This window comes from Kribbella caucasensis, assembly GCF_004361855.1.
Lineage (GTDB): Bacteria > Actinomycetota > Actinomycetes > Propionibacteriales > Kribbellaceae > Kribbella > Kribbella caucasensis.
Genome location: NZ_SNWQ01000001.1, coordinates 232,172 through 254,349, shown reverse-complemented (window position 1 = coordinate 254,349; position 22,178 = coordinate 232,172). Strand labels below are relative to the sequence as shown.

Sequence of the window (22,178 nt, the reverse complement as noted above, 5' to 3'; positions counted from 1 at the left end):
CTATGGCGCACGGTTCCTCGGACGCAACAGCTCAGATCTGTGCCTCGCCGCGTTTCCAGTAGCCCTGGAAGGAGATGGCGGGCTTCGCCATGCCGACCGCGTTGACCAGGTGGCGGCGGACCGACTTGATCATCGACGACTCACCGGCCACCCAGGCGTAGTCGGCGTCGAACGGAAGCTCGGCCGATTTAAGGGCCTCAAGCAACGATTTCGGGCCGTCCCCGGGTGCGATCCAGGTGATGTCGGCGGTGCCCGGTGTCGGCAGCGGCCGGATGTCGGCCAGGTCCGGGACCTCGACGAAGACGGTGGCGTGGACGGCGGCCGGCAGTTGCTCGAGGATCCCGGCCAGCGCGGGCAGCGCGGTCTCGTCGGCGACCAGGATCCGGCGGACGCTGGTGGCCGGCGGGACGTAGTCGACGCCGGAGTGCAGCAGGCCCTTGGTGCTGGTGGTGTCGACCGCGAACGGGATGATCAGGCCGAGCTGGTCACCCGGCTGCGCCTCACTCACCCAGGCCGAGGCAGGCCCGTTGACACCGTGCAGGACGAACTCGATGTCGAGCTCGGCGACCTCGGGACGGAGTGCGCGGACGGTGTAGGTCCGCATGATGAAACGCTCATCGGCCGGCTGCGCGCACCACTCGGTGTACCACTCGGGGCCGGACGGGAGTATGAGCTCGCTGCCGTCGGGCGGCGAGAGCAGCACCTTGATCCGCTGGTCCGGTCCGGCCGTCACGGCGTCCGCGATCCGCGGTGCGACGAAGGTCACGCGGCGCAGGTGCGGGCTGAGGTCGTCGACCGCCGCCACGGTGGCGAGGACCGAGTCGAACACGATCGGCCGCTCGAGCACAGTCGTCATACTGGTTTCTCCATAAACAACTCAGGGAACCTCGAATGCGGACCCGTGGACGGCCGGGTTATTCTAAGGCGTCGTCTAGAGGTTAGCCTTACCTAAGAGGATCCCAAAGTCCAATGCCCCCGCCCAGCGCTGTGGTCGATTCCGTCGGCCCTGATGCCACCGCCACGCCGTCGCGCCCGCGGCGGACCCGGCGGTCCACGCTCGTGCTCGGACTGGTCGGGTGCGTTGTCCTCCTGGTGCTGGTGACGTTGCTCAGCATCGCGGTCGGCTCGAAGCAGATCCCGCTGTCCACAGTGATCGATGCCTTGCGCCACTACGACGACGCGAACACCGATCATGTGATCATCCACTCATTGCGAGTACCGCGGACCGTGATCGGCCTGCTGGTCGGCGCCGCGCTGGGCTTGTCGGGTGCGCTGATGCAGGGCGTGACCCGCAACCCGCTGGCGGATCCCGGCATCCTCGGCGTCAACGGCGGCGCCGCGCTGTTCGTTGTCGGAGGCATCTACTGGTTCGGCCTGACCAGCCTCACGGCGTACGTGTGGCTAGCCTTCCTCGGTGCGGCGGCGGCCTCGGTCGCGGTCTACGCGCTCGGCTCGCTGGGCCGGGAGGGCGCGACCCCGGTGAAGCTGGCGCTCGCGGGCGCCGCGATGACTGCCATGCTCGGGTCGCTGACGACCGCGTTGCTGATCGGGGACGTGGACACGTTCGACCAGTTCCGCTTCTGGTCGGTCGGGTCGCTGGCCGGCCGTGGTTCCGACATCGCCGCACAGGTCGCGCCGTTCATCCTGATCGGGATCGTGCTGGCGCTGGTCTCCGGCCGGTTGCTGAACGCTCTGTCGCTTGGTGACGACGTGGCCCGCTCGCTCGGTCAGCGGGTCGGGCTGGCCCGCTTGTTCACCGCGGTGACGGTGGTGCTGCTCTGCGGTGCGGCGACCGCGGCCGCGGGACCGATCGGTTTCGTCGGCCTGACCATTCCGCACGTCGCCCGCCTGGTGACCGGTCCGGACTATCGCTGGATCCTGCCGTACTCGATGCTGCTGGCCCCGATCCTGCTGCTCGGGTCCGACGTCCTCGGCCGGATCGTGGCCCAGCCAGGTGAGCTACAGGTCGGCATCGTCACCGCCGTGATCGGTGCGCCGTTCTTCATCGCGCTGGTCCGCCGCCGGAAGCTGGCGGACCTCTGATGGCGACCGTGACCCCCGCGCAGACGGCCGAGCGTGCGCAGATCGTCAGCCGGGCCCGGACCGTACGCCGGGCCAGGTCGCTGACCGTGATCGGGATCCTCGCGCTCGCCGTGTTCGCCACCTTCTGCGTGTCGCTCTCGCTCGGCGACTTCAAGATCCCGGTGATCGACGTGGTGAAGACGTTGTTCGGCGCGGGGGACCGGGCCACGGAGTTCATCGTGAACCGGCTGCGGTTGCCGCGCGCGCTGACCGGCGTACTGGTCGGGGTCGCGCTGGGGATGTCGGGCGCGATTTTCCAGAGCATCGCGAGGAACCCGCTGGCGAGCCCGGACATCATCGGCGTCACGTACGGCGCGAGCGCGTTCGCGGTGTTCGCGATCGTGACCCTCGGGCTGACCGGGGCCGCGGTGTCGGGTCTCGCCATCCTGGGAGCTCTGCTGACGGCGTTCACCATGTACGTGCTGGCCTGGCGTCGCGGGGTGTCGAGTTACCGGTTGATCCTGGTCGGTATTGGAATCGGTGCGATGGCGACCAGTGTCACGTCGTACCTGCTGACCAAGGCCCGGGTGGAGATCGCACAGCAGGCGTTGATCTGGTTGACCGGCAGCCTGAACGGGCGTGACTGGACGCACGTACGGTCGATGGCGATCACGGTCGCAGTGCTGGCGCCCGTCCTGGTGTATCTCGTGCACCGGTTGCGAATCCTGCAGCTCGGCGACGAAACGGCGTACGGGCTTGGGCTGCACGTGGAAGGCTCGCGGCTCGGGTTGATCGTGATCGGCGTTCTGCTTGCGGCGGTCGCCACCGCCGCGGCCGGCCCGATCGGGTTCGTCGCCTTCGTGGCGCCGCCGATCGCGCGCTGGCTGAGCCGCTCGCCGGGGCCGGCGATGGTCGCCTCGGCACTGGTCGGCGCGCTCGTGGTGAGCCTGTCCGACCTGATCGCGCAGCACGCGTTCGGTGACACGCAACTGCCGGTCGGTGTGGTCACCGGTGTGGTGGGCGCGCCCTACTTGATGTTCCTGCTGGCCCGCGCCAACCGGGTGGGCAGTGGTGGCTGAAATGGAGAACCCTGTGGAGCACAGTCTCTCGGCCGAGAACCTTGCCGTCGGCTACGACCAGCGGGAGATCATCCACGATCTGTCGGTCCGGATCCCGACCGGCAAGATCACCGTGATCGTGGGCGCGAACGCGTGCGGCAAGTCCACTCTGCTGAAGACGCTGGCCCGGTTGCTCAAGCCGAGCAAGGGGACCGTGCTGCTGGACGGCAAGAGCATCCAGCAGGTGCCGACCCGGGAGGTGGCCACCAAACTCGGGTTGCTGCCGCAGTCGCCGACCGCGCCGGAGGGGATCACCGTCGCCGACCTGGTCGGCCGCGGCCGCTATCCGCATCAGGGCTGGATCCGGCAGTGGACCAAGGCCGATGACGAGGCGGTGGCCGGCGCGATGGCGTCGACCGACGTGCTGGAGATCGCGGACCGGCCGATCGACGAACTGTCCGGTGGCCAGCGGCAACGGGTCTGGATCGCGATGGCGCTGGCGCAGGAGACCGGCATCCTGTTGCTGGACGAGCCGACCACGTTCCTGGACCTGACCCACCAGTTCGAGGTGCTCGACCTGCTCGTCGACCTGAACAAGGAGGACGAGCGGACGATCGTGCTCGTGTTGCACGATCTCAACCAGGCTTGCCGGTTCGGCGACCACCTGATCGCGATGAAGGACGGTGCGATCGTTGCCGAGGGCAAACCCCGGCAGGTGATCACCGAGCAGGTCGTCCACGACGTCTTCGGGCTCGCCGTCAAGGTCATCCCCGACCCGGTAGCCGGCACCCCGATGGTCGTCCCGATCGGCCGCCACACCACTCGCACCGATCGAAGCGAGACTCCATCGGTCAACCCGGCCGCGGCGGCACTGGCCGCCTCCGCCGCCGCCAACGGCGTCTGCCGCCCAACCGACCGCTGATCCACCGAGCTTGCGTCCGAAGAACTGTGGGCTATGACCCGCAGTTCTTCGGACGCAACGTGTCGTCAGTGGAGGTTGTAGGCGCGGATCACGGTGTAGTCGACCGTGCCGCCGTCGGCGCGTTCGGCGGTGGAACGGAAGGACACGGATCCCTTGGCCGGGTGACGTAGTGGGGCTAGCCACGTGTCGGTTCCGGTGCGGATCAGGTTCACCTTCTGCCAGCTGGTTCCCTCGTCGTACGAGACCTCGACGCTGATCTTCTTCGTCGGTGAGGTCGTCGAGCCAGGTTGCGTCTTCAGGCTGACCGGCACCAGGTACGGCGTACCGGCGGGTGCGCTGTTGTTGAGGTCGACCTGTGGTGTGAAGGAGAAGGACGACAGCGGCAGGTACGTCCACTTGTCCGTACCGACCTGGCTGGACCTGAAGGTCCAGGAGCCGCTGATCTTAGTCGACGCGTTGAACCCGGTCGTGCGGTCGACCTCGTACTCGAGCCTGTATGGCGTGTCAGCCGCCGGCACCGGTCCACTCGCGTCGTAGAAGTACGTCGGGATCTCGGCCAGCCTGACCCCGTCCTGGTAGAACCCGACCCGGCCGTTGTCGAGCAGCGAGTAACCGGTGTGCCCGGAGTCATCCCCGAACGGCGGTACGTTGAACAGGATCGTGTTGCCGACGCGGGCGACGTACGTGCGCGGGTTGAACTTCGGGCCGGCCGGGCCACGTTGCCAGTCGACCACGTACCGCATACCTGGGCGCCAGGTGCTGCCGTCGTACCAGAGCTGTGATTGGCGGCCGCCGACGATGTCCCAGCGGTGGTTCCACACAACGCCGTTTGCGCTGTAGTAGATGGTCCGGGTGCTCGGTACGTCGTACTGGATCGCGGACGAGATGGCGCTGCCGCCCTCCGGCGGGAAACCCCAGTTGTGCATGAAGCCGCGCTGTTTGTCTGGAGTGGCGCCGTGGTTGCGGTTGACCACCGTCGCCAGTTCGCTCGGCCGTACGACGTGCTTGTAGTTGGTGAGGAATCGGCCGCGGACGAAGTTCACGATGTCGTACTCGTACGGTGAGTTGAAGAACGTACCGTCGGGGGTCGGCTCGCCCCAGCGGCTGGTCACATCGGACACCAGGGTGCCTTCTTCCGCGGTGACCTCGTCGCCCAGGTCGGCCGTGTACAGCTTGCTGAAGTCGGGGCCGGTGATGCGCGCGTTGATCGCGTAACCCCGCGGCAGCACGCGGTTCAAACCGACAGCGGCCAGCCTGGTCCGCGCCGACGCCCGTGGCACGATGACCGATACCGGTGTGCCCTTGCGGGCGTCGAGTTCCAGTACGCCGTTGTCGTCATGGCCGACTGTGAGCGTCGGCTGGACCAGCAGGGTCGAGCTGCCGTCGGGGCTGACCACGGACGACTGGATGTGGTACCGGCCCGGCCGCAGCTTGGCGGTGACCGTCCCGGATGCGTTGTAGGGGAAGTGGAAGACGTCGAGATCCAGTCCGACGCCCCAGATGGCGTAGTCGGTTGCGGGCGCGCCCGCGCGGTCGGTGACCTTGAAGGTGACCGTGCGGGTCTCGTGTCCCTTCGCGATCGTCAGCGGCACCCGGACCGACACTCCGGCCGCGTTCGAGGCTTGGAGTGCACCGGTGAAGGTGCCTGTTGCCGACGGCACCTTTGTGTCGGCGGTGAGGACCGCGTCCGCCGTACCTCCAGCCGGTACGACGAGTTGCGCCGGGCTGACCGTGAACAGGCCGGCCGGGCCCGTGGTGCCGTCCGGGCCGGTGGCGGTGGTCGAGAGCTCGAGCGTGACAGGGTCGGTGCCCTCATTGCGATAAGTCACGGTCTTCGTCACCGGTACGTCGTCCTCGGCCGGCCAAGCTTGTGTTCCGAGGGCCAGACTGGAGACGCTGGGCAGCACGCTCTGCTGGACCGCGCGACCGGCGTCGACCCGGCCGGAGCCCTGCTGGAATGCAGTGAGCGAGGTGTTCGGCTTGGCCGACGCCATCAACGCTGCCTTCAAGTCGGACGCGGACCATGCGGGATGCTGCTGTTCGAGCAGCGCCGCGGCACCGGCGACATGTGGCGTCGCCATCGAGGTCCCGTTGAGTTGCGTGTAGCCAGGGGAGTACACCGGATAGTCGGATCCCTTGGCGAGTGCCGCGACGATGCCGACGCCCGGCGCGGTGATATCGGGCTTGATCGCGCCGTCGACCCGCGGGCCGCGGTTGGAGAAGTCGGCCAGGTTCTCCTGCTTGTCGACCGCGCCGACCGCGAGTGCGGCGTCGGCGGTCGCCGGGGAGGACACCCCGCCGGTCCGGCCGTTGTTGCCTGCGGCAATGACGAACAGGGCGCCGGTCTGGGCGGTCAGCCGGTTCACGGCTTCCTCGAGTACGTCGATGCCGGGGTAGTCGTCGCCGCCGAGGCTCATGTTGATCACCTTGGCCCTCGGGGCGGCCCACTCCATCCCGGCCAGGATCGCGGACTCCGCGCAGTTGCGGGTGCTGCAGACCTTGGCGCTCAGCAGGTTCGCCCCGGGTGCGACGCCGCGGTACTTCCCGCCGGACGCTGAGCCGCTGCCGACGATCGTCGAGGCGACGTGCGTGCCGTGCCCGACTTGGTCCTCGGCGTCGGCCGCGTCGCTGAAGTTCTGCTCCTCGACGATCTTGCCGGCCAGGTCCGGGTGGGTGTCGTCGATGCCGGTGTCCAGGACGGCCACGGTCACCCCGGTACCGTCGTACCCGGCTGCCCAGGCGGTCGGCGCGCCGATCTGCGGGACGCTCTGGTCGAGGGACACCTCGCGTTTGCCGTCGAGCCAGATCCGCGCGATCCCGGGGGCCGTACTGCGCTTCGTCGTACCGCCGGTCGTCAGGTCGGTCCAGAAGTCGCGGGCCTTGGCCTTGCCGACCTTGACCGCGGCTGCGCCGATCGCGGGCAGCGTCCGGGTGATCCGGGCGCCGTCGGCGGATCGGACCTTCGGGGCCGCACTGGGATCGTACGAGACGATCGTGGGCAACTCGGTGACGTGGGCGTCGTCGTACCCGGACAGGACGAGTCCGGTGACGTCGAAGAGTCGCTGGTCGACCTGGTTGCTCGAGACCAGGCGGAGTGCGTCGTTCGGTACGACGTACTGGTGGCCGTCGCGCTGATACTGGCTGAAACCCATCTGTTCCCGGCCCGGTGCTGGGTCGAGGGAGATCCGGTCGCCGTCGACGAAGACCCGGTCGCCGGTCAGCAGCGTGACCCAGCTCCCGGTGGGGGCCTCGGTTTCGCCGACGGTCCAGGGGCGGGGGCTCGGGTCGGCTGCGGCTGGTGCGCCGAGGCCGCCGGCGAGCAGGGCGGAGGTGAGCAGGAGACCGGTCAGGCGCCGGCGTCGGGACAGTCGAGACATCGCGTCTCCCTTCCTGATGCGTCAGCGAAAAGTCTGGGATCTGGACAGGGGTCTCAGGTACTCCGAGTTGGTCATAACATCGCGTTATGGATCTGGAGATCCGCCACCTCCGGGTCGTCGCCGCGATCGCCGAGACGGGGAGCATCAGCCGTGCCTCGGTGCTGCTCGGCCACAGTCAGCCTGCCGTCACCGGGCAGCTGCAGCGGATCGAACGTGCCCTCGGCGGCCCGCTGTTCGCCCGGGACGGGAGTGGCGCCAGGCCGACCGCGCTGGGTGCGATGGTGCTGTCCCATGCGCAGGGCATCATCGCGTTGCACGACGGCATGATGCGCGACGTACGACGCCGCGAGGCTGACGACGCCGACCTGCGGACTCTTCGGCTCGGGGCCACCGCCAGCCCGATGGCCGCCGGCCTGGTCACGGTCAGCCGCCAGCTGCTGCCCGATGCCGAGGTCTCCCTGCATGTGAGCGATTCGGACGAGGAACTGATCGAGTTGCTCGTCGAGGCGCGGCTGGAGGTCGGGCTGAGTGCCGACTACCCCGGGTACGAGTTGGCGGTGCCCGAGGAACTGACCGAGGCCGTACTGGTCGTCGAGCCGGTCTTCATCGTGCTGTCGAAGGATCATCCGCTCGCGGCCGAGGCCGAGATACCGCTTGCTGCCTTGGCCGATGAGCAGTGGTTGCCCGGGGATGGCAAGGACGTCCGGATGCGGAAGATGTTCCGGGATGCCTGCCGCCGGGCGGGGTTCGCGCCGCGGCGGGTCCAGCGGACCAGTGCCAGTGTGGTGTTCTCGCTGATCAGCCAGGGGCATGGGGTGTCCCTGTGCCGGGCGATCACGGTCGAACGCGAGAACGTCGTCGTCCGGCCGCTGGCGGGTGACCCGATGTGGGTTCGCGAGCGGCTGCTCTGGTCCGGGGACGGTCCGGTGGCCGAGCATGCGCCGCGTATCCGTGACGCCCTCGTCGCGGCGTACCAGGCGCAGGCGGAGGCGATGCCTGCCTACCGGGCGTGGCAGCAGAGCCGCGGGCGGCCGTAGACCTCAGCTGGTACCTCGCCGCGGTCAGCAGCAGCGGGACTGCGGGTTTTGCTCCTTGTGGTCGGCCCGGTGCCGCTCGAACTCCCGACGAGACATCGGTGTGACGCCCTGGCGCCGGCAACGGTCGGCGTACTCGTGCCACTTCGCCTCGCCGGTCGCCTCGCGGAGGTACCAGAGGATTCCGCGACCTGCGCGGATGACAGCCGACCTCATCGCTCGTCTCCCGCCCTGATGAGTTCCTCGTACCGACGCACGGCTTCCTTCTCGGCCTTGGTGGCGAAGAAGTCGGACGGCGCGACCAGCCGCGAGGGCTGGTGCGGTACCTCGGTCGTCGGCAGACCGCCCGCCCGCACGGCCTTGACCCAGATGACCATCGCGTTGACAACGACGACGATCACCAGCAGCGCGAAGACAAGCTGCAACACGCCGTTGACCGTGGAGTTGGTGACGATCTGCTGCATCTGGTCCATGTCCCTTGCGGGCGCGCGGAGCTGGCCGTTGTCGATGGCGTCCTGGTAGACCGAGCGTTGCTTGAAGTACCCGATGGTCGGGTTGTCGGAGAAGACCTTCTGCCAGCTCGCGGTCATCGTGACGATCAGGTCCCAGGCGAGACCGATCCCGGGAACCCAGGCCCACTTCGTCTTGCCGTGCTTGATCAGCAGCGACACGCAGAGGGTGAGGGCGATGGCGGCGAGCAGCTGGTTGGAGATTCCGAACAACGGGAACAACTGGTTGATGCCGCCGAGCGGGTCCGTGACCCCGACGTACAGCATGTAGCCCCACAGTGCGACGACGATGGCGCTGGCGGACCAGCTGGCCGGCTTCCAGGAGATGTCGTCGTACTTGCGCCATACGTTCCCGATCGTGTCCTGCAGCATGAACCGGCCGACGCGGGTGCCGGCGTCCACGGCGGTGAGGATGAACAGCGCCTCGAACATGATCGCGAAGTGGTACCAGAACGCGGCCAGCGCGCCGCCGAACGCCTCGGTGAAGATCAGTGAGATACCGAACGCCAGGGTCGGCGCGCCGCCGGTTCGCGAGATCAGCGTCTGCTCCTCGATCGATTGCGCCGCGTTGGTGAGATCCGCGGGGCTGATCGTGAAGCCCAGGGTGCGCACGAACTCCGCCGCCGCCTCCGGGTTTCCGCCGGTGGCGCCGGCCGGGCTGTTGATGGCGAAGTACAGTCCCTGGTCGATGACCGACGCCGCGATCAGCGCGCTGATCGCCACGAACGACTCCATCAGCATGCCGCCGTAGCCGATCATCCGGACGTGGCTCTCCTTGGCGATCATCTTCGGAGTCGTGCCGGAGCTGATCAGCGAGTGGAATCCGGACAGGGCGCCACAGGCGATCGTGATGAACACGAACGGGAACAGTTTCCCGGCGAACACGGGACCGGTGCCCTCGCGCCCGAACTCGGTGACCGCCTCGTTCTCGAGCATCGGGTTGGCCAGCACCAGGCCCGCCGCGAGCAGCACGATCACGCCGATCTTCATGAACGTGGACAGGTAGTCGCGCGGGGTGAGCAGCATCCAGACGGGCAGGATCGAGGCGAAGAATCCGTACCCGACCAGGCAGAGGGTCAGCGTCTCCTTGGAGAGCGTGAGGGCGTTCTCGAGTCCCAGCTGCTCGACGTACCCGCCACCGATGATCGCGAGGAGCAACAGCGCGACCCCGATCGCCGTGACCTCCATGACCTGGCCCGGCCGGATGAAGCGAAGGTAGAAGCCCATGAACAGGGCGATCGGGATGGTGAGCGCGATCGAGAAGACACCCCAGGGCGACTCGGCCAGCGCGTTGACGACCACCAGCGCCAGCACGGCCAGAATGATGATCATGATCGCGAACACCGCGATCAGTGCCGCGGTGCCGCCCACGACGCCGATCTCCTCGCGCACCATCTGGCCCAGGCTCTTGCCGTCGCGGCGCATCGAGAAGAACATCACCATCATGTCCTGGACGGCGCCGGCCAGGATCACCCCGACGATGATCCAGACCGTGCCCGGGAGGTACCCCATCTGCGCGGCGAGCACCGGTCCGACGAGCGGCCCGGCTCCGGCGATCGCGGCGAAGTGGTGACCGAACAGCACTCGCCGGTCGGTGACGTCGAAGTCCATGCCGTTCTCGAGCCGCTCGGCCGGTGTCGCCCTGGTGTCGTCGACCTTGAGCACCCGGTACGCGATGAAGCGAGCGTAGAACCGGTAGGCGATGAAGTACGACGCCAGCGCCGCGAACAGGATCCACAGCGCCGAGATCTGCTCGCCGCGGGACAACGCCAGGACCGCCCAGCAGACGGCGCCGACAACCGCTATCGCACCCCAGATCAGCATCGATCTCAGCGAGAGCCGCTGACTTCCGCCGGTCGGCTCGTGACGTTCTTCGATGTTGGTGGACATGGATACTCCTCGTCGAGCGCGCTGCGCGTCGGCCGGAAGAGGCCTGACCTCATGTCCTACCAATCTGGCATGGAACGTCCGCGTCCAACAGGGGAGGGCTAGGCGTTGATTCGCCTGCGTGCGTGGTGGACGAGCAGGCCGGCGAGGAGGGCGCCGAGGCTGCCCAGCGACAGATCACCGAGGGTGTCCGTGTACGCGGTCTGGAGTTCGGCGGAGTGGCGGACGAACGCGTAGTACTCGCCCAATTCCCAGACCACGGCCGCGGTTGCGCCGAAGCCGAGGGCGACGAAGGCGGTGAGCGGGCGGGACAGTGAGTGTGGGGCGAAGGCGAGCAGTACGCCGGCGGTGAGCAGGCCCCAGAGGACGAAGTGCATGGCGTCGTCCCACCAGGTCACGGTGTCGAACAGGTTCAGCCGGTTGCCGAGCAGGTCGATCAACCAGGGCAGGGTGATCAGGAGGTCGGCGAGCCAGGGGAACGAGCGGATTCGGCCGGCTGCCCACCACCAGAGCGGTAGCACCATCGCGCCGATCGGGTAGACGACCAGCCGGGCCGTCGACGCCTTGCCCTTGATACCGGACAGGTCCGGCCAGATCAGGGCCGTGAGCAACAAAAGGAACAAGGCCAGCTTCGCGGCCAGAGCGGCGTACTGGATCCAGGGCCGGGCCGGCGGTGTCGCGGTGGCAGCCATCGTCGTCATACCTCCCAGTCAACGTTGTGGATGAGCTGGGCGGATGAGTACAACTACGCGAAGGCCCCCGGTAGCGTCACAGTGACGCAACCGGGGGCCTCGGACAATGGTTCAGTTGACGCCGATCAGGTCGACGACGAAGATGAGGGTCTCGCCGGGCTTGATCGCGCCGCCCGCGCCACGGTCGCCGTACCCGAGGTGCGGCGGGATCACCAGCTTGCGCCGGCCACCCACCTTCATCCCCTGGACGCCCTGGTCCCAGCCCGCGATGACCTGGCCGACGCCGAGCTGGAAGGCCAGCGGCGTGCCGCGGTTGTACGACGCGTCGAACTCCTCGCCGGTGGAATGGGCCACGCCCACGTAGTGCACGTTCACCCGGGAACCGGCCTTGGCCTCGGCGCCGTCGCCCTCGGTGATGTCGGTGATCTCCAGATCCGCCGGCGGCGGTCCCTCCGGAAAGTCGATCTCAGGCTTCTCAGTCATGCCCCCAGCTAACCAGATCAACCGCCCCGGACCGGTCGGGGGTCCAGCGGACACTGGGGTCGGCGTGCCGCCCGACCGGGGCGGTCTCCGGCGCGTTATCTGCCGGCGAGGACCTCGCGTAGTTTGGCGGCGAACTCGGCCGGTTTGCCGGGGAAGCCGTACTCGTCGCCGAGGAACCCGCCGTGGTTGCTCGGGAACACCACCGGCGTGAGGCCGAGCCGGCCAGCGGCTGCCAACCCTCCCCGGTGGGCGAGCTCGCCCGCGGAATCCTCGCCGACCGCGAGCACGATCCGGTCCGATGCCTTGGCGAGTGCGTCGAAGTCCGGCTGGTACGACGTACAACCGCGCAGGTTCTGTGCGAGCAGGGCGTCGTCGCGGGAACCGTCATCCGTCGTCGGCAGCCCGAACATCGCCGGATCCGGCGCCGGCTGCTCGAGGTAGTCGGCGGTGAACTCGTCCTTGTAGCTGGTGATCGCGATGAACTTCGCCATCCCCGCGCCCATGCCGTCGCGCTGGTAGGTCTGGTAGATGTCCTCGCACGCGGCCAGCGCGGCATCGGCGTCCGGCAGGATGCCCGCCAGCGGCGGCTCGTGCGCGATCAGCGTCCGGATCAGGTCGGGCCGCTGGGCTGTCAGCGCCAACGCGTTCACCGCGCCACCGCTGCTGGCGAACAGGTCGACCGGTCCGGCGTCGAGCGCCTCGATCAGGGCGGCCAGGTCGGCGGCGTGATCGTCCGGCGACAGTTCACCCGAATCGTCGGTACGCACACTCCGCTCGACCCCACGTGGGTCGTAGGTCACGACCGTCCGATCGGTGAAGTACGACGCCAACGTCGGGAAGCCGCTCGCGCCCATCGGCGAACCGATCAGCACCAGCACCGGCTGGTCGCGCTCGGCAAGATCACCCCGTACGTCGTACGTCAGGGTCGCCCCGGGGACGTCCAGCGTGTTGGTGACGGGAACCGACATGGCATCTCCTCAGCGGCTTGATCCTGCGCTTGACCGGGAGCCTAGACGGGCCGAAGGTTCTTGCCCAGCCGAAGGCGCCGCCTCGCTCCCCGCCGACCGATCCGGGGAGAGAAATACCACCCACAGCCGCAAGAACCCACCCCGGTCGCCCGCAAAACCCTCCCCAAACCCGCGCGGATCGTACGAGGCCCACCGCACCCTGGAACCGACTTCCTGGCCGGGTACGGATAGCGTCGGGGGTCATGCGGATGAGACTCGCCTTGGTGCTCGCGGCTCTGCTCGGACCCGCGCTGACCGCCGCGCCCGAGACTGCGGCGCACGTCGTACAGGCGGAGAACTATGGGCAGTACTCCCTGATGTTCGAGCGCTCCGCCGGGCAGTACTGGGCGGGTGGTTCCGCGGCCGGTCAGTGGTCGTGGACGCCGCTGAGCGCGACCGAATCCGACATCTCCTGGGGCGACCCGAAGACCTGGCCGCCGAAATCCGCCGAGCACTTCATCCGCTCCGGCGACTGGGTCCTGCTCGACGGCTACACCGACGGCGCCGGCCGCCCCCTCACCCAGCTCCAGCGCGTCACCTCGGAGAAACTCGGTGCCGCCAACTGCACCGGAATGCAGCCCCTCCCATCAGCCGGCGGCCGCCAGCACTACGTCCGCTGGACCATCCCCTCAACCGGCTACTGCCTGGACGCCGTCGGCACCATCAAACCCCCGAACGGCTCCACCACAGTCAACTTCCGCCACCTCCAGAAGTGGTCACCCCCACACCCCTGCTTCAACCAGTACTACGCCAACCAAACCTGCATCACCCAATACGAACAGTGGTGGGACGACAACCACCACCCCTACTCCCTCCAACTAACCCGCACCGTAGAGCTCGCCCGAGCTCTAGGCCCCGCCTTCACCAACCACACCACCTTCCCCCTCCCCTGGACCGCCGAAGCCCGCTACCACTGGCACTACTGATTCCTCAGCCGAGAAGGTGCTCGACCCTTCGCTGGATCTCGGTCCACGGCAGTGGTCGCGATGGACCGGACGACCGTGGTTCGCTGAGCGGCCAGACGTCCTCGCCGTATACGAGTTCGACCCCAACGGACCTGAGCGTGGCAAGGTGACTGGCCCAGGCCGGATGGCGAGCGTGGGCGGCGTTCACCCGCGGGAACACGACCATCGGCGTCCCGGCGACGCCCTCGCACAGAACCGTCAGCGCTTGGTTGTCGGCGATACCGAGTGCGAGTTTCGCCACGAGATTCGCGGTCGCAGGCGCAACGGCGTACACGTCAACCTGGGGATGCGGACGCGAGCTGCCCAAGAGCCGTGCCTCCGATCGCACCGGCAGGCCGGTGACTTCCGCCAGCTTGGTGGTTTCGCCGAGGTGATCGAGCCAGCGAGCCGCGGTAGGCGTCAGCGTCACCGCGACTCTGTGCCCGGCTTCGAGGAGTGGTTCGACGAGGCCGGTTCGGAGTTCCTCGACGCCACCGGCTGAACTGGCGACTACACCGACGACTTTCGAGCCGGGCATCAGCAGGCGCCAGCTTCATGCATGCCGGGCACGATAGCGGTCTGCCGGACGGGCGGGACGGTCGAACTCGCGGGGTGGGGGTGCACTAGGCTCGGGCGTCGTGAAGGTACTGGTGATCGGGTCGGGTGGGCGGGAGCACGCGCTGGTTTGGGGGTTGGCGCAGGATCCGCAGGTGACCGAGGTTGTCGCGGCGCCGGGGAATCCGGGGATCGCGACGGTGCGGCCGGCGTACGACGGGCAAACGATCGTTTGTCGTGCGGTGGACGTGTCGGATCATGATGCGGTCGTCGCGCTGGCGAAGGAACTCGAGATCGACCTGGTCGTGGTCGGACCCGAGGTGCCGTTGGTCGCCGGGATCGCGGATCCGTTGCGGGCGGCCGGGATCGCCGTGTTCGGGCCGTCCAAGGCCGCCGCCGAGATCGAGGGGTCGAAGGCGTTCGCGAAGGACGTGATGGCGGCCGCGAGTGTGCCGACCGGGCGGGCCTACATCTGTACGACGCCGGATGAGGCGGCCGAGGCGATCGACGCGTTCGGTCCGCCGTACGTGGTCAAGGACGACGGACTGGCCGCGGGCAAGGGAGTCGTCGTCACCTCCGATCGTGAGGTTGCGCTCGCCCACGCTGCGGCGTGCGAGCAGGTGCTGATCGAAGAGTTCCTCGACGGTCCCGAGGTGTCGTTGTTCGCGATCACCGACGGGATCACCGTGCTGCCGATGCAGCCGGCCCAGGACTTCAAGCGACTCGGCGACGACGACGAAGGCCCGAACACCGGTGGCATGGGCGCGTACACCCCGTTGCCCTGGGCACCGGACAAGCTGGTCGAGGAGATCACCGAGAAGGTGCTGCAGCCGACCGTCGACGAGATGCGGCACCGCGGTACGCCGTTCACCGGGCTGCTGTACGCCGGACTCGCGCTCACGTCCCGCGGCGTACGGGTGATCGAGTTCAACTGCCGCTTCGGTGACCCCGAGACGCAGGCGTTGCTGCCGTTGCTGAAGACCCCGCTCGGCGGACTCCTGTACGCCGCGGCGACGGGCAAACTGGAGGACCGCGGCCCGATGACCTGGCGTAACGCGTCGTCGGTCACCGTCGTGGTCGCCGCCAAGAAGTACCCGGAGAAGCCCCGCAGCGGCGACGTCATCACCGGCATCGACCACGCCGAAGCCGACGGTGTCCGCGTCTTCCACGCCGGTACTGCGCTCGCAGACAGCGACCTGGTCACGTCAGGCGGCCGCGTCCTAGCCGTCAGCGCCACCGGCAAGGACCTCGACGAAGCCCGCCAGCGCGCGTACGCAGGCGTCGCCCAGATCCGCATCAAGGGCTCCCAACACCGCACCGACATCGCCCTCAAGGCAGCCCGCGGCGAGATCACCGTCTGACCCAGCCGCTCACTCACCGCGGCTGCCGTCGATTCGCTCGCGGATGATGTCGGCGTGGCCGTTGTGCCGGGCGTACTCCTGCAGGACCTTCAGCAGATAGGCGCGGATCGTCGCCCGGCCGTTAGGGGACAGCTCCGAGAGGCTGCCGTACCGGGTGATCACGGCATCCGCGGCGGCCCGCTCGGCCTGCCAGCGGGCCATCGAGGAGTCCACCATCGAGGCGTCGAGGTTCTCGATGTCGGCCTCGGAGTCGTCGTCCGTGACATAGACCCTGCCTCGGTTCTCACCGCTCAGATCGTTGGTGAGGTAGTCCCGCTCCATCTCGGTCAGGTGCCGGACCAGACCCAGCAGCGTCAGCGTCGACGGCGGCGCGGACGCCGTGACCAGCTGCTCTGCGGTCAACCCCTCGCACTTCGCTGCCAGCGCATCGCGGTGAAACTCCAGCCAGCCGAGAACTGCCCCGACCTCGTCATCAACCTCCGGCTCAGCCGCTCTCTCCATCGCCTCAGTCTGCTCTGGAAGCCGCTCCAGCGGGAGGCTGAGCACTCGGCGCGGCGGGATTCCGTGCATTTGGACAGGAGGTAGTAGTGGTTCTCGGCCGGTTTGTCCGGCTCTGCCGCCTGACGGAGCGCGCTGGCGGCGAGTACATCCTGTCGAAATGTCCGCAAGGCGATCAACCCCGACGTGCGGGCCGTCCGGGCCGGGGAGGGAGAATGGGGCCGTGTCGACTTCCAGTAAGCCTCGGATTCCGAATGTTCTCGCGTCGCGTTATGCCAGTCGGTCGATGGCGGAGTTGTGGTCGCCGGAGTACAAGATCGTGTTGGAGCGGCGGCTCTGGCTGGCGGTGTTGAGTGCGCAGAAGGACTTCGGCGTCGACGTGCCGGACGGGGTGATCGAGGACTACCGGCGGGTGCTCGAGCAGGTCGATCTGGAATCGATCGCGGCGCGGGAGCGGGTCACGCGGCATGACGTGAAGGCGCGGATCGAGGAGTTCAACGCGCTCGCCGGCCACGAGCACATCCACAAGGGGATGACCAGCCGGGACCTGACGGAGAACGTCGAGCAGCTGCAGATCCGCGCCAGCCTCGAGCTCGTCCGGGACCGGGCGGTCGCGACCTCGGTGCAGCTGGGGCAGAAGGCGGCGGATCACGCGGCGCTGGTGATGACCGGACGGTCGCACAACGTCGCGGCGCAGGCGACCACGCTGGGCAAGCGGTTCGCCTCGGCGGCGGACGAGTTGCTGGTCGCGGTCGCGCGGCTGGAGGAGCTGATCGACCGGTTCCCGCTGCGGGGGATCAAGGGCCCGGTCGGCACGTCGCAGGATATGCTCGACCTGTTCGGCGGGCAGGAGAAGCTGCTCGCGGGGCTGGAGGCGGAGGTCGCTCAGCATCTCGGGTTCCGCCGGGTGCTGACGAGCGTCGGCCAAGTGTACCCGCGCTCGCTCGACTACGAGGTCGTCTCCGCGTTGGTCCAGCTGTCCGCGGGCCCGTCCAGCCTGGCGACGACGATCCGGTTGATGGCCGGGCACGAGCTCGTCACCGAGGGGTTCAAGGAGGGCCAGGTCGGCTCATCCGCGATGCCGCACAAGATGAACACCCGGTCCTGCGAACGCGTCAACGGCCTGGCCGTGATCCTGCGCGGGTACGCCTCGATGGCGGGCGAGCTGGCCGGTAACCAGTGGAACGAGGGTGACGTCTTCTGTTCCGTTGTACGCCGGGTCGCGCTGCCGGACGCGTTCTTCGCGCTGGACGGGTTGTTCGAGACGTTCCTGACGGTGCTGGACGAGTTCGGGGTCTACCCGGCGGTGGTGGCGCGTGAGCTGGAGCGGTACCTGCCGTTCCTGACCACGACCAAGATCCTGATGGCAGCGGTGAAGAACGGGGTCGGCCGGGAGACCGCGCACGAGGTGATCAAGGAGCACGCCGTCGCCACCGCGCTCGACCTGCGTAAGGGTTTGTCGGCGAACGACCTGTTCCACCGGCTCGGCGCGGATGGCCGGCTCGGGCTGACCGAGGAGCAGGTCGTCGGCATCGTCGGCGAGCCGCTGTCCTTCACCGGTGCGGCCGTCGCTCAGGTCAACGCGGTCGTCGCCAAGATCGACCAGCTCGCCAAGCGCTACCCCGAGGCCGCGTCGTACTCCCCAGGTGACATTCTCTAGACCGTGTTCGAACCGCTGACCTGGACCATCACCGGGCTCGCCCTGGTCGCGATGGTGTTCGCGATCGTGCTGGCCGCGCTCGACCGTCGGATCAACTGGTGGCTGCTGGGTGTGCTCGGCGTGGTCGAGGTCGGACTGCTGGCGCAGCTGGTGGTGGGTATCGTGCAGCTGGCAAGCACGGAGCGGGACGTGTCCGGGGTGTTCTTCGTCGGTTACCTGATCGGCGGGTTGATCGTTCTGCCGCTGGGTGCGTTGTGGGCGTTGGCGGAGAGCAGCCGGTGGGGTGCGGGCGCGCTGGCGTTCGCGTGCTTCGTGATCCCGGTCGTGGAGTTGCGCATGTACGAGATCTGGACCGTCTGACATGACCGACGCGGAAGCGACCCGGCACGGTCCGGGCCGGATCCTGATCCTGGTGTACGGCGTGTTCGCGTTGTCGGCGACCGCGCGGGCCGGAGTACAGATCGCTACCGAGTTCTCCGAGGCGCCGATCGCGTACGCTCTGTCGGCCGTTGCCGCCGTCATCTACTGTGCGGCGACGTTCGCGTTGGCCAGGGCAACGAAACTGTCCCGCCAGGTCGCGACCGTGGCGATCGTCATCGAGCTGGTCGGCGTGGTCGGGATCGGCGCGTTCAGTTACGCCGTACCGGAGGACTTCCCGGACGCCACGGTCTGGTCGCACTTCGGTCAGGGGTACGGATTCGTACCACTCGTACTCCCCGTTCTCGGCCTGCTCTGGCTCCGCCGTACCGCCTGAGCATCCTGATCCAGACACTGCCAGCGAACTCCCAGCTACGCGCAGGGGTGGACTCAGGTTGACCCGACAGCCTGGGTGGCATGCAGAACTCAGGTCATCCACGGGTCGAGATCGTCGTACCCGTTCGCAATGAGGAGAACGACCTCGGCCCGAACATCCGAAGGCTCCGGGAGTTCCTGGACACCGCCTTCCCCTTCGATGCCGAGGTCTGCATCGCCGACAACGGAAGCACCGACGCCACCTGGGAGATCGGCAACCTGCTGTCGGCCGAGCTCAAGGGCGTCCGGATCACCCGGATCGAGCTGCCGGGCCGCGGTCGCGCGCTGAAGCAGGTCTGGTCCGGGAGCACGGCCGACGTGCTCGCCTATATGGACGTTGACTTGTCGACAAATCTCAACGCGCTGCTGCCCTTGGTGGCGCCGCTGCTGGCCGGGCACAGTGATGTTGCCATCGGCACCCGGCTGGCCCGTGGCTCGCGGGTGGTCCGGCGACCGAAGCGGGAGGTGATCTCGCGCGGTTACAACCTGTTGCTCAGGGCAACACTCAGTGCCGGGTTCTCGGATGCGCAGTGTGGGTTCAAGGCGATCCGCGCGGACGTCGCCCGGGAACTGCTGCCGCTGGTCGAGGACACCGGCTGGTTCTTCGACACCGAGCTGCTGGTGCTGGCCGAACGGGCCGGCCTGCGGATCCACGAAGTACCGGTGGACTGGGTCGACGACCTGGACTCGCGGGTCAAGATCGCGCAGACGGTGATGGACGACCTGCGGGGGATCGTCCGGCTGAACCGGACCCTCGGACGGCTTCCGCTCGAACCTGTCCGGCAAGCCTTCGGCCGTCCGGCGATCGCCGATCCGCGAACCGCGCTTGCCTTTCGGGTGCTGCGGTTCGCCGGCATCGGCGTACTGAGCACGATCACCTATGCGCTGCTCTACCTGCTCCTTCGCCAAGGGATGCCCGCGCAGGTGGCCAACTTCTCCGCGCTGCTGATCACCGCGGTCGGCAACACCGCGCTGAACCGCCGTATCACCTTCGGCGTCCGCGGCGTCGAGAACCGCGGTCGGCATCACGTACGCGGACTCCTCACCTTCTTCATCGGCTGGAGCGTCACCGCCTCCTCGTTGTGGCTGCTGCACGCGGCGGTCGCGGTACCGGCTCAGGCTGTCGAGATCGCCGTCCTGACGATCGCGAACCTGGCTGCGACCGTGGTCCGGTTCAGCCTCTTCCAGACCTGGGTCTTCGACGACGATGCGCCCACCTTGCCCACCACCCTCGAACCCGCAGCGGTTCTCGAACACTCCCGGAGCAATTGATGAGCACCCTGACCGAACCGACCACGACCGCCGGCGCATCCCGCGCCGAAGGCAGGGCCGGACCCCGTGCGCGGGCGATGACGTACGCGATCGGCCGGGACAAGATCCTGTACGGCGGACTGCTGGCGCTGACCGCGATCGCCTACCTGTGGGGGCTGTCCAAGAACGGCTACGCCAACGAGTACTACGCGGCCGCGGTGCAGGCGGGATCGACCAGCTGGAAGGCCTGGTTCTTCGGCTCGTTCGACTCGTCCAACTTCATCACCGTGGACAAGACTCCGGCCTCGTTGTGGGTGATGGGGTTGTCCGGCCGGATCTTCGGGTTCGGCATCTGGAGCATGCTGATCCCGCAGGCGTTGATGGGTGTCGCGAGTGTCGGCTTCGTCTACGTGTCGGTCCGCCGCTGGTTCTCCGCGAACGCCGCGCTGCTGGCCGGTGCGGTGCTCGCGCTGACGCCGGTCGCGGTGCTGATGTTCCGGTTCAACAACCCGGACGCGTTGCTCGTGCTGCTGCTGACCGCGGGCGCCTGGGCCGTGACCCGGGCGATCGACTCGTCGAAGTACGCGTGGCGGTGGATGGCGCTGGCCGGTCTGCTGGTCGGCTTCGGGTTCCTGACCAAGATGATGCAGGCGTTCCTGGTACTTCCGGCCTTCGGATTGGCGTACCTGATCGCCGGCAAGCCCGCGCTCGGCAAGCGGATCGTGCACAGCCTGGTCGCGCTCGGCACGATGATTGTGGGAGCCGGCTGGTGGATCGCGATCGTCGAGCTGATGCCGGCGTCGGCCCGTCCGTACATCGGCGGGTCGCAGACGAACAGCATCCTCGAACTGACTCTGGGCTACAACGGACTCGGCCGGCTGAACGGCAACGAGACCGGCTCGGTCGGCGGCGGTACGGGTGGCGCCGGCTGGGGTGGTGCGACGGGTCTGCAGCGGCTGTTCGGTGGTGAGTTCGCCGGTCAGATCGCGTGGTTGCTGCCCGCGGCTCTGCTGTCGATCGGTGTGCTGCTGGCTGTCTCGTGGCGTGGTCCGCGGACGGACAAGACTCGCGCCTTCACGGTTCTGTGGGGCGGCTGGCTGGTTGTCAGCGGGCTGGTGTTCAGCTACATGCAGGGCATCATCCACAGCTACTACATGGTCGCGCTGGCTCCTGCGATCGCGGCTCTGGTCGGTGCTGCCGCGATGGTGCTGTGGCGTCGCCGGGACTCATGGTTGCCGCGGGCAACTCTCGCCGGTGGTGCGCTGCTGAGTGCGGGGTGGAGCTTCGCGTTGCTGCTGGAGACGCCCGACTGGCATCCGTGGGTGCGGTGGGTCGTGCTGATCAGCGGGATCGTCGGCGCCGGCCTGGTGCTGATCCTGCCGGAGTTGGTCGGCCGTGCCGCGACGGTTCGCCGGGCCGGGGTGTTCGCCGGAGTACTGCTGGCGCTGAGCGCGCTGGCCGGGCCGGCGGCGTACTCGGTCGACACGATCAGCAGCGCTCACGCCGGTGCGTTGCCGTCCGCGGGTCCTTCGGGCGCAGGCGGGTTCGGCGGCGGAGGCGGTCGCGGTGGCGGCCCGGGTGGTGGCGGTATGGGTACGCCGCCCGGCCAGGGCACCGGTACGACGAACCAGGGCAACGGGACCGGCCAGGGAACTGGTCAGGGCAACGGGACCGGTACGACGAACGGTCAGGGCACCACCAACGGCCAGAGGACCACGGACGGTCGTGGCGGCGGTGGTGGCGGTACGGGTGGATTCCTCGGTGGCAACGGGATCAGCGGAGTGTCGAGCGAACTCGTCACGCTGCTCCAGCAGGGCGCCGGCGGATACACCTGGGCGGCCGCCGCGGTCACCGCGAACGGCGCGGCCCCGCTGCAGATCGCATCCGGTGTTCCGGTGATGGCGATCGGCGGGTTCAACGGAACCGACCCGGCGCCGTCGCTGGCGGAGTTCAAGGAACTCGTTGCCCAGGGCAAAGTCCACTACTTCATCGGCAGCAGTGGCGGCGGGATGGGCGGCCGGAGCGGTACGTCGAGCGAGATCGCCACCTGGGTGTCCGAGAACTTCACCGCCACCACCGTCGGCAGCACCACCGTGTACGACCTCACCACCAACTCATGATCTGGA

General features: G+C 68.1%; 20 protein-coding genes. 11 read left to right on the top strand and 9 right to left on the bottom strand.

What is annotated here, in order from left to right; all coding sequences use genetic code 11:
- Positions 1-31: 31 nt before the first annotated feature.
- Entirely contained in the window at positions 32-856 is an 825-nt protein-coding gene (locus EV643_RS01185) for a siderophore-interacting protein (protein WP_133798040.1), read from the bottom strand.
- Positions 857-969: 113 nt separating this feature from the next.
- On the opposite strand from EV643_RS01185, the gene EV643_RS01180 reads away from it, so the two are divergent.
- The 3 genes from EV643_RS01180 to EV643_RS01170 are packed head-to-tail and all read left to right on the top strand — an operon-like array spanning position 970 to position 4,002.
- Positions 970-2,043, top strand: a complete 1,074-nt coding sequence (locus EV643_RS01180) for a FecCD family ABC transporter permease (protein WP_238165271.1) — start codon at positions 970-972, stop codon at positions 2,041-2,043.
- Positions 2,043-3,101, top strand: coding sequence for a FecCD family ABC transporter permease (locus EV643_RS01175; RefSeq protein ID WP_133798039.1), 1,059 nt, complete (start codon positions 2,043-2,045; stop codon positions 3,099-3,101). The genes EV643_RS01180 and EV643_RS01175 overlap by 1 nt, the downstream gene beginning before the upstream one ends.
- 1 nt (position 3,102) lies before the next feature.
- A complete protein-coding gene (locus tag EV643_RS01170; RefSeq protein ID WP_133798038.1) occupies positions 3,103-4,002 on the top strand; it encodes an ABC transporter ATP-binding protein in 900 nt (299 codons plus the stop codon).
- Between the two features lie 65 nt (positions 4,003-4,067).
- Here EV643_RS01170 and EV643_RS01165 read toward each other — a convergent pair whose 3' ends face one another.
- The gene (locus EV643_RS01165; protein WP_133798037.1) at positions 4,068-7,379 is read right to left on the bottom strand and encodes a S8 family peptidase; all 3,312 of its coding nucleotides are present in this window, start codon (positions 7,377-7,379) and stop codon (positions 4,068-4,070) included.
- A gap of 86 nt (positions 7,380-7,465) precedes the next feature.
- On the opposite strand from EV643_RS01165, the gene EV643_RS01160 reads away from it, so the two are divergent.
- Positions 7,466-8,416, top strand: coding sequence for a LysR family transcriptional regulator (locus EV643_RS01160; protein ID WP_133798036.1), 951 nt, complete (start codon positions 7,466-7,468; stop codon positions 8,414-8,416).
- 24 nt (positions 8,417-8,440) lie between these two features.
- Here EV643_RS01160 and EV643_RS01155 read toward each other — a convergent pair whose 3' ends face one another.
- The 5 genes from EV643_RS01155 to EV643_RS01135 form a co-directional block, all read right to left on the bottom strand.
- Positions 8,441-8,629, bottom strand: coding sequence for a YbdD/YjiX family protein (locus EV643_RS01155; RefSeq protein ID WP_133798035.1), 189 nt, complete (start codon positions 8,627-8,629; stop codon positions 8,441-8,443).
- Positions 8,626-10,812: a carbon starvation CstA family protein gene (locus EV643_RS01150; RefSeq protein WP_133798034.1), complete on the bottom strand. Its 2,187-nt coding sequence runs from the start codon at positions 10,810-10,812 to the stop codon at positions 8,626-8,628. The genes EV643_RS01155 and EV643_RS01150 overlap by 4 nt, the downstream gene beginning before the upstream one ends.
- A 98-nt stretch (positions 10,813-10,910) precedes the next feature.
- Positions 10,911-11,510: a DUF2238 domain-containing protein gene (locus EV643_RS01145; RefSeq protein WP_133798033.1), complete on the bottom strand. Its 600-nt coding sequence runs from the start codon at positions 11,508-11,510 to the stop codon at positions 10,911-10,913.
- A gap of 102 nt (positions 11,511-11,612) precedes the next feature.
- On the bottom strand, positions 11,613-11,984 hold the full coding sequence (locus EV643_RS01140; protein ID WP_133798032.1) for an FKBP-type peptidyl-prolyl cis-trans isomerase: 372 nt from the start codon (positions 11,982-11,984) through the stop codon (positions 11,613-11,615).
- Between the two features lie 95 nt (positions 11,985-12,079).
- Positions 12,080-12,952 (bottom strand): alpha/beta fold hydrolase, encoded by an 873-nt coding sequence (locus EV643_RS01135; protein ID WP_133798031.1) that lies wholly within the window; start codon positions 12,950-12,952, stop codon positions 12,080-12,082.
- Positions 12,953-13,194: 242 nt separating this feature from the next.
- On the opposite strand from EV643_RS01135, the gene EV643_RS01130 reads away from it, so the two are divergent.
- Positions 13,195-13,917: a hypothetical protein gene (locus EV643_RS01130; RefSeq protein WP_133798030.1), complete on the top strand. Its 723-nt coding sequence runs from the start codon at positions 13,195-13,197 to the stop codon at positions 13,915-13,917.
- A 4-nt stretch (positions 13,918-13,921) separates the two neighbouring features.
- Here the strand turns inward: EV643_RS01130 and EV643_RS01125 are convergent, their stop codons facing one another.
- Positions 13,922-14,473: a flavoprotein gene (locus tag EV643_RS01125; protein ID WP_133798029.1), complete on the bottom strand. Its 552-nt coding sequence runs from the start codon at positions 14,471-14,473 to the stop codon at positions 13,922-13,924.
- 100 nt (positions 14,474-14,573) lie between these two features.
- Here EV643_RS01125 and purD point away from each other — a divergent pair, with 100 nt between their 5' ends.
- Positions 14,574-15,851, top strand: a complete 1,278-nt coding sequence (gene purD, locus EV643_RS01120) for a phosphoribosylamine--glycine ligase (protein WP_133798028.1) — start codon at positions 14,574-14,576, stop codon at positions 15,849-15,851.
- Between the two features lie 9 nt (positions 15,852-15,860).
- On the opposite strand, the gene EV643_RS01115 is transcribed toward purD, so the two are convergent.
- Positions 15,861-16,352 carry a DinB family protein gene (locus EV643_RS01115; RefSeq protein WP_166665276.1) on the bottom strand — a complete coding sequence of 164 codons (492 nt, stop codon included), beginning with the start codon at positions 16,350-16,352 and terminating at the stop codon, positions 15,861-15,863.
- A gap of 220 nt (positions 16,353-16,572) precedes the next feature.
- Here EV643_RS01115 and purB point away from each other — a divergent pair, with 220 nt between their 5' ends.
- The 5 genes from purB (at position 16,573) to EV643_RS01090 (ending at position 22,172) form a co-directional block, all read left to right on the top strand.
- Positions 16,573-18,009, top strand: coding sequence for an adenylosuccinate lyase (gene purB, locus EV643_RS01110; protein WP_133798026.1), 1,437 nt, complete (start codon positions 16,573-16,575; stop codon positions 18,007-18,009).
- Between the two features lie 3 nt (positions 18,010-18,012).
- Positions 18,013-18,369 carry a hypothetical protein gene (locus EV643_RS01105; RefSeq protein WP_133798025.1) on the top strand — a complete coding sequence of 119 codons (357 nt, stop codon included), beginning with the start codon at positions 18,013-18,015 and terminating at the stop codon, positions 18,367-18,369.
- Position 18,370: 1 nt separating this feature from the next.
- Positions 18,371-18,763 carry a hypothetical protein gene (locus EV643_RS01100; RefSeq protein ID WP_133798024.1) on the top strand — a complete coding sequence of 131 codons (393 nt, stop codon included), beginning with the start codon at positions 18,371-18,373 and terminating at the stop codon, positions 18,761-18,763.
- A gap of 80 nt (positions 18,764-18,843) precedes the next feature.
- A complete protein-coding gene (locus EV643_RS01095) occupies positions 18,844-20,073 on the top strand; it encodes a bifunctional glycosyltransferase family 2/GtrA family protein (RefSeq protein WP_133798023.1) in 1,230 nt (409 codons plus the stop codon).
- Positions 20,073-22,172 carry an ArnT family glycosyltransferase gene (locus EV643_RS01090; protein WP_133798022.1) on the top strand — a complete coding sequence of 700 codons (2,100 nt, stop codon included), beginning with the start codon at positions 20,073-20,075 and terminating at the stop codon, positions 22,170-22,172. The genes EV643_RS01095 and EV643_RS01090 overlap by 1 nt, the downstream gene beginning before the upstream one ends.
- The last annotated feature ends 6 nt before the right edge of the window (positions 22,173-22,178 follow it).

What these genes read in the sequence shown, in the direction of transcription:
- EV643_RS01185 (WP_133798040.1), bottom strand. Translation starts at nt 856, where the DNA reads ATGACGACTGTGCTCGAGCGGCCGATCGTGTTCGACTCGGTCCTCGCC.
- EV643_RS01180 (WP_238165271.1), top strand. Translation starts at nt 970, where the DNA reads ATGCCCCCGCCCAGCGCTGTGGTCGATTCCGTCGGCCCTGATGCCACC.
- EV643_RS01175 (WP_133798039.1), top strand. Translation starts at nt 2,043, where the DNA reads ATGGCGACCGTGACCCCCGCGCAGACGGCCGAGCGTGCGCAGATCGTC.
- EV643_RS01170 (WP_133798038.1), top strand. Translation starts at nt 3,103, where the DNA reads ATGGAGAACCCTGTGGAGCACAGTCTCTCGGCCGAGAACCTTGCCGTC.
- EV643_RS01165 (WP_133798037.1), bottom strand. Translation starts at nt 7,379, where the DNA reads ATGTCTCGACTGTCCCGACGCCGGCGCCTGACCGGTCTCCTGCTCACC.
- EV643_RS01160 (WP_133798036.1), top strand. Translation starts at nt 7,466, where the DNA reads ATGGATCTGGAGATCCGCCACCTCCGGGTCGTCGCCGCGATCGCCGAG.
- EV643_RS01155 (WP_133798035.1), bottom strand. Translation starts at nt 8,629, where the DNA reads ATGAGGTCGGCTGTCATCCGCGCAGGTCGCGGAATCCTCTGGTACCTC.
- EV643_RS01150 (WP_133798034.1), bottom strand. Translation starts at nt 10,812, where the DNA reads ATGTCCACCAACATCGAAGAACGTCACGAGCCGACCGGCGGAAGTCAG.
- EV643_RS01145 (WP_133798033.1), bottom strand. Translation starts at nt 11,510, where the DNA reads ATGACGACGATGGCTGCCACCGCGACACCGCCGGCCCGGCCCTGGATC.
- EV643_RS01140 (WP_133798032.1), bottom strand. Translation starts at nt 11,984, where the DNA reads ATGACTGAGAAGCCTGAGATCGACTTTCCGGAGGGACCGCCGCCGGCG.
- EV643_RS01135 (WP_133798031.1), bottom strand. Translation starts at nt 12,952, where the DNA reads ATGTCGGTTCCCGTCACCAACACGCTGGACGTCCCCGGGGCGACCCTG.
- EV643_RS01130 (WP_133798030.1), top strand. Translation starts at nt 13,195, where the DNA reads ATGCGGATGAGACTCGCCTTGGTGCTCGCGGCTCTGCTCGGACCCGCG.
- EV643_RS01125 (WP_133798029.1), bottom strand. Translation starts at nt 14,473, where the DNA reads ATGCCCGGCTCGAAAGTCGTCGGTGTAGTCGCCAGTTCAGCCGGTGGC.
- EV643_RS01115 (WP_166665276.1), bottom strand. Translation starts at nt 16,352, where the DNA reads ATGGAGAGAGCGGCTGAGCCGGAGGTTGATGACGAGGTCGGGGCAGTT.
- EV643_RS01100 (WP_133798024.1), top strand. Translation starts at nt 18,371, where the DNA reads ATGACCGACGCGGAAGCGACCCGGCACGGTCCGGGCCGGATCCTGATC.
- EV643_RS01095 (WP_133798023.1), top strand. Translation starts at nt 18,844, where the DNA reads ATGCAGAACTCAGGTCATCCACGGGTCGAGATCGTCGTACCCGTTCGC.
- EV643_RS01090 (WP_133798022.1), top strand. Translation starts at nt 20,073, where the DNA reads ATGAGCACCCTGACCGAACCGACCACGACCGCCGGCGCATCCCGCGCC.